At 77.0% G+C, this 5,758-nt stretch carries 4 protein-coding genes; all 4 read left to right on the top strand.

What is annotated here, in order from left to right:
- Window positions 1–497: Hsp70 family protein (locus BJP40_RS00560; RefSeq protein ID WP_177204267.1), on the top strand; the 497-nt coding region annotated here is incomplete at its 5' end.
- Window positions 498–1,101: 604 nt separating this feature from the next.
- The gene (locus BJP40_RS00555) at window positions 1,102–3,267 is read left to right on the top strand and encodes a SpoIIE family protein phosphatase (RefSeq protein WP_071277585.1); all 2,166 of its coding nucleotides are present in this window, start codon (window positions 1,102–1,104) and stop codon (window positions 3,265–3,267) included.
- A gap of 10 nt (window positions 3,268–3,277) precedes the next feature.
- Entirely contained in the window at window positions 3,278–3,673 is a 396-nt protein-coding gene (locus tag BJP40_RS00550) for a hypothetical protein (protein WP_071277583.1), read from the top strand.
- Between the two features lie 261 nt (window positions 3,674–3,934).
- Complete coding sequence (locus BJP40_RS00545) at window positions 3,935–5,671, top strand: enoyl-CoA hydratase-related protein (RefSeq protein ID WP_071277581.1); 1,737 nt, start codon at window positions 3,935–3,937, stop codon at window positions 5,669–5,671.
- Window positions 5,672–5,758 lie beyond the last annotated feature (87 nt).

Genomic DNA, 5,758 nt, shown 5'->3' with positions numbered 1-5,758 from the left:
AGGACCTCGGCACCGGCAAGGAGCAGAAGATGACCGTCACCGGCGGCTCCTCGCTGCCCAAGGACGACATCGACCGCATGGTCCGCGAGGCGGAGCGGCACGCGGAGGAGGACCGGCGCAGGCGGGAGGACGCGGAGACCCGCAACCAGGCGGAACAGCTCGTCTACCAGACCGAGAAGTTCCTCAAGGACAACGAGGACCAGGTGCCGGGCGACACCAGGGCCGAGGTCCGGTCCGCGGTGGACGAGGTGAAGGAGGCCCTGAAGGGCGGGGACGCCACGGCCATCCGCACCGCGACGGAGAAGGCCGCGGCCGTCTCCCAGAAACTGGGCCAGGCGATGTACGCCCAGGCGCAGGGGCGCGCCGCCGCCGGCGCCGACACCGACGGGGGCCCCGATACGGGTGCGGGTCCGCGGGCCGGCGGCGCCCGGCCGCGGGAAGAGGACGAGGTGGTCGACGCGGAGATCGTCGACGACGAGCGGCGGCAGGACGGCTGATGGGGTCCGCCGCCTCCGGCGGTGCCGCGGCCCCGCTCCCCGCGCCCCCGGTGCCGGCCGCCGCCCCGGCCGGGCCTCCCCGCCCAGGCCGCCGCCTCCGGTCCCCGTGGCCCCCCGTGCCGGAGCCCTTCGTGCACAGAGTCCCTCCGGGGCTCCCGCCGGGCAGCCGTTGGCCGCACACCGCCGTCCCGCGCGGCGGCGCGTCCCCCACGGGGCACGTCGAGCGGCTCGCACGAGCCGACGGCACACGGCTTCACGGCGGGCGACGGTGCTGTGCCGTCCGCGGGGCCGCCCCGGCCGGGGTGCCGGGGCCAGGGCCCCGGCAGGGTGAGGGCGGTCCGTCCCGTACGGGCACGGCGGTCGCGGAGCAGTCGGGACTGCGCGAGCGGGCATCCTTCGCCGGGACCGTGGTGGACCGCGGACGCCCCCGCCGCCACCGCGCGGAGGCGGCTCGTCCTGCCGGGCGCGGCGCCCCGCGCCCCACGGCCGGCCGCGTCCGCGGGTCCGCCGCACGGCCCGCGGCCAGGCGCGCCCGTACGACCGCCCTGCGGCCCGCGGGCGAGACCGCCCGCGGGGCCGTCGCCGGGCCTGCGGGGGCGCTGGGATGAGCACCGCCCCGGCGCAGGACCCGTCGTCCGAAGGCGCGTACGGGCCGTCCGCCCCGGGCGGGCTGCTGGACGTGCTCAAGGTGGCGGCGGTGGTCCTCGACGACCGGGGCCGCATCGTGCTGTGGAGCCCGCAGGCCGAGGCGTTGTTCGGCTACACGGCGGAGGAGGCCCTCGGGAAGTACGCGGCACGGGTGCTGGTGCACGAGGAGCACCGGGACGAGGTCGTGGAGCTGTTCGCCCACGTCATGCGGGAGGGGCTGAGCTGGGCCGGGGTCTTCCCCGTGCGGCACAAGGACGGCTCCACGCGGCTGCTGGAGTTCCGCAACATGCGGTTGCGCGGGCAGAGCGGCAACCTGTACGCCCTGGGACTCGCCGCCGAGCAGTCCACCCTGCGGGGGTTGGAGCGGGACGTGGCCCTGTCGACGCGGCTGGTCGCGCAGTCGCCGATCGGGGTGGCCGTCCTGGACCCTTCGCTGCGGTTCCTGAGCGTCAATCCGGCGCTCGCGCGGCTGAGCGGATTGCCGGCCGACGCGCAGACCGGGCGTCCGCTGCGGGAGGCCCTGTGGTTCCTCGACGTGGAGCTGGTCGAGTCGGCGGCCCGCAGGGTGCTGCGGTCGGGCGCGCCGCTGGTGGACCAGAACGTCGTGGGCCGCCCGGCCGCCGATCCCGACGAGGACCACGCCTGGTCGGTGTCGTACCACCGGCTGGAGGCGGGGGACGGCCGGGTCCTCGGGCTGGCGCTCTCGGTCGTGGACGTGACCGACCGGCACCGGGTGGCGATCCGGGCCACGCACGCGCGGCGGCGGCTCGCCATGATCGCCGACGCTTCGGTGCGGGTCGGCACGACGCTGGACGTGACCCGTACCGCGCACGAACTGGCCGGTCTCGTGGTGCCGGAACTGGCGGACGAGGCCGCCGTGGACCTGCTGGACACGGCGCTGCGCCCCGGCGGCTCGCCCGACGCCCGCACCGGCGGCCCGCCCCTGCTGCGCTGCCTCGCGGAGGTCCGGGCGCCCGGCTCGCAGGCAGCCCCGGCGGCCGGTGCCCCGCCGGAGGGCGCACCCGGGGGCGCGGGCCGGGGTGGCGGCGCACCGGGCGCCGAGGACGGCGCAGGCCCCGCGGACGTCCCGGGCGTCGCGGCGTACGAGCCCGGGATGGGCAGCGCGGTCGCGCGGTGCGTGGAGCGCGGTGAACCCGTGCTGCTTGCCCGCGTCGGCCCGGGAGACCTCGCCGGCATCGCCCGGGACGCCCGCGAGGCGGAGCGGCTCGGACGTGCCGGACTCCACTCGTACCTGGTCGTCCCGCTCGTCGCCCGCGGGGCGGTCCTCGGTGCCCTGCGGCTGCGGCGGACCCGCCGCCGGGTGCCGTTCGACCACGACGACCTCGTGCTGGCCAGGGAGCTCGCGGGCCGTGCCGCGGTGGCGGTGGACCACGCGTGCTGGTACCGGAAGGAGCACGACACGGCCCTCACCCTGCAGCGTTCCCTGCTCCCCCGCCGGCCGCCGCCCCGCCCCGGGCTGGAGATCGCCTACCGCTACCAGCCGGCGGGCGCGGCCGACGAGGTGGGCGGGGACTGGTTCGACGTCATCCCGCTCTCCGGTCGGCGGACGGCCCTCGTCGTCGGCGACGTGATGGGCAGCGGCGTCGCCGCGGCGGCGACGATGGGGCAGCTGCGCACCACCACGCGGGCCCTCGCGGGTCTGGACCTGGACCCCGCGGAGCTGCTGCACCACGTGGACCGCAGCACGACCGGCCTGGAGCAGGCGACCGCGACCTGCGTGTACGCGGTGTACGACCCGGACCGGCGGGAGTGCAGGATCGCCAACGCGGGGCACCTGCCGCCGGTGCGGGTGCCGTCCGGCGGCGCACCCGAGCTGCTCGACCTGCCGACCGGGGTGCCCCTGGGGGTGGGAAGCGTCCCCTTCCACACCCGCGCGGTGGCTCTGCGCCCGGGCGACCGGCTGGTGCTCTACACCGACGGTCTGGTCGAGGTGCGGGACGCGCCCATCGACTCCCGGCTGGAGCAGTTGCTCACCCTGCTGGCGGACAGCGGGAGCCTGAGCCTCGACCGGTCGTGTGACGAGGTGCTGGGGGCCCTGCGGGACGACCGGGGGCATGACGACGTGGCGCTGCTCATCGCCTGCGGGGTGGATGCGGGGTAAGGGTGGGCGCATGAGTCCGAAGAGCCCCGTCCAGCGGGGCGGCCCGGGGCGCGGCAGGTTCGAGCAGCTGGCCCAGGCCGCGTCCGACTTCACCAGCTCGCCGACGTTCTTCCTGGTCTGCCTGGGGTTCATCGGCTTCTTCGCCGGAGTGCACGTCGCGCACCTGGACACCCACTGGCTCCTGCTGGCCGCCGGGTGCATGACCGCGGTGAACCTGCTGCTCCTGGCCCTGCTCAAGAACTCGGAGCTGCGGGCGGAGCACGCCCTCCAGCGGAAGCTGGACGCCATCGCCGCCGCGCTTCTGGAGCACTACGAGGAGGTGGCCGCGCTCCAGGGCGGGGAACCGCCGAAGGGCCGGGCCTTCCGGGAGCTGCGCCAGGCGATCCGGCTGGAGGAGGAGATCTGAGGACGCCCGCGCCCTGGGCCGGTGGCCCGTGCTGCCCGGCCGACCCGTGGACCCTGGCCGGTGGCCTGCGGGGGACGCGTCACGGGCGGCATGCGGGGACGCGCCGGAGAAGGACCGTTCCTGACAGCATCCCGTCGATCTGCGACCAGGTCCTTTCGGAGTAATTCCGGGTCCCGTACAGGTGCGGCTTTCCGGTGCTCGGCGGCCGGGCGGGCGAGCATGCTGTCCTCCCCCGACCGGTCCGCCCTCCGAAGGAGGCCCATGGACATCCTGCTCGTCGCGAGCGCCTTCAACAGCCTGTGCCAGCGGCTGTACGCCGAGCTCGCCGACGCCGGCCACCGCGTGGACGCCGTCCTGGCTCGTGACGGCGACGGCGCCCTGCGCGCCGCCGTCGCGGAGGCCGGCCCCGACCTGATCGTGGCGCCCATGCTGAGGACCGCCCTCCCGGAAGAGGTGTGGTCGCGCCACACGTGCCTGGTCGTCCACCCCGGCCCGCCCGGCGACCGGGGCCCCTCCTCGCTCGACTGGGCGATCGACTCGGGTGCGCGCCGCTGGGCCGTGACGGTGCTCCAGGCGGAGGCGGGGATGGACGCCGGGGACGTCTGGGCGTCCGTGCCGTTCGACGTCCCGCCGGTCGGCAAGAGCGACCTGTACCGCGGTGAGCTGGCCGACGCGGCGGCGGCCGCCGTCCTGCTGGCCGTGGAGCGGTTCGCCTCCGGCGACCACAAGCCGCTGTCCCAGAAGGACCCGTCGGTGGACGTGGTGTGGCGGGACGCCTTCCGCCAGGACCGGCGGCGGATCGACTGGGCGGCCGACCCGACGGAGACGGTGCTGCGCAAGCTGCGCGGCGGTGACTCCCAGCCGGGTGTCCTCGACGAGCTGCTCGGCGCGGAGTTCTTCCTGCACGGCGGCCACCCGGAGGACGGGCTGAGGGGCGCCCCCGGTGCGCTGCTCGGGACCCGCGCGGGTGCGGTCTGCCGGGCCACCGCCGACGGGGCGGTGTGGATCCCGGAGCTGCGGCCCCGGCGGGCGTCGGGCGTCCCGGCTCCGTGGCGGCGCCCGGCCGCCTCGGTGCTCGCCGACGCGGCGCGTGTCGGCGCGGTGCCGGCCGACCGGGTCGCCGCCCTGCCCGAGGTGCCGGTGCCGTGGGAGCTGCCGGAGGACCGGCGCACCTGGACGGACGTCCGGTACCGGGAGACCGGGGCGGTCGGCTTCCTCCACTTCGGCTTCCCCGGCGGCGCCATGAGCACGGGTCAGTGCCGCCGGCTGCTCGCCGCGTACCGGCACGCGCTGGCCCGTCCCACGTCGGTGCTGGTGCTGGGCGGTGGCCGCGACTTCTTCTCGAACGGGATCCACCTGGGCGTCATCGAGGCCGCCGCCGTCCCCGCCGAGGAGTCGTGGGCCAACATCCACGCGATGAACGACGTGGTGGAGGCGGTGCTGCGGACCACGGACCGGCTGGTGGTGGCCGCGCTGGGCGGCAACGCGGCGGCGGGCGGCGCGATGCTCGCCCTGGCGGCCGACGAGGTGTGGTGCCGCAGCGGGGTGGTGCTGAACCCGCACTACCGCCGCATGGGCCTGTACGGCTCCGAGTACTGGACGTACACGCTGCCGCGCCGGGTCGGCACCGGGACGGCGGAGCGGCTCACGTCGGAGGCGCTGCCGGTGGGCACGGCGGAGGGCGCCCGCCTGGGCCTGGTGGACCGGGTGCTGAGGGTCGCGCCGGACGGGTTCGCCGGGGAGGTGGGGCGGCTGGCGTGCGCCCTGGCCGACGGGCCGGGTCTGCGGGCCCGGATCGCGGTCAAGGAGGCGGCACGCCGGCGGGACGAGGCGGTGCGGCCGCTGTCCGACCACCGGCGGGCCGAGCTGGCCCGGATGCGGAAGGTCTTCTTCGACCGGGGCGCGCCCTATCACGCGCTGCGTGGCGCGTTCGTGCGGAAGAACCCGCAGGGTTCCTCCGTCCGGCCGCTGGCTCCCGTCTCGTGGGACGGCCGGTGACGCGCCCGGCCGCCGCCGGCGCACCGCCCCGCGGCCCCGCGGCGCCCGGCGCGGCGGCTGCCCCGGGTCCCGCGGCGGAGACGGGCG

Source organism: Streptomyces sp. CC53, assembly GCF_001865245.1.
Classification (GTDB): Bacteria; Actinomycetota; Actinomycetes; order Streptomycetales; family Streptomycetaceae; genus Streptomyces.
Note: the sequence above shows the minus strand (reverse complement) of the source record. Positions and strands in the feature narration are given on the sequence as shown.

Bases quoted from the DNA above. Each gene is read 5' to 3' on its own strand.
- BJP40_RS00555 (WP_071277585.1), top strand. From the start codon at position 1,102: ATGAGCACCGCCCCGGCGCAGGACCCGTCGTCCGAAGGCGCGTACGGG.
- BJP40_RS00550 (WP_071277583.1), top strand. From the start codon at position 3,278: ATGAGTCCGAAGAGCCCCGTCCAGCGGGGCGGCCCGGGGCGCGGCAGG.
- BJP40_RS00545 (WP_071277581.1), top strand. From the start codon at position 3,935: ATGGACATCCTGCTCGTCGCGAGCGCCTTCAACAGCCTGTGCCAGCGG.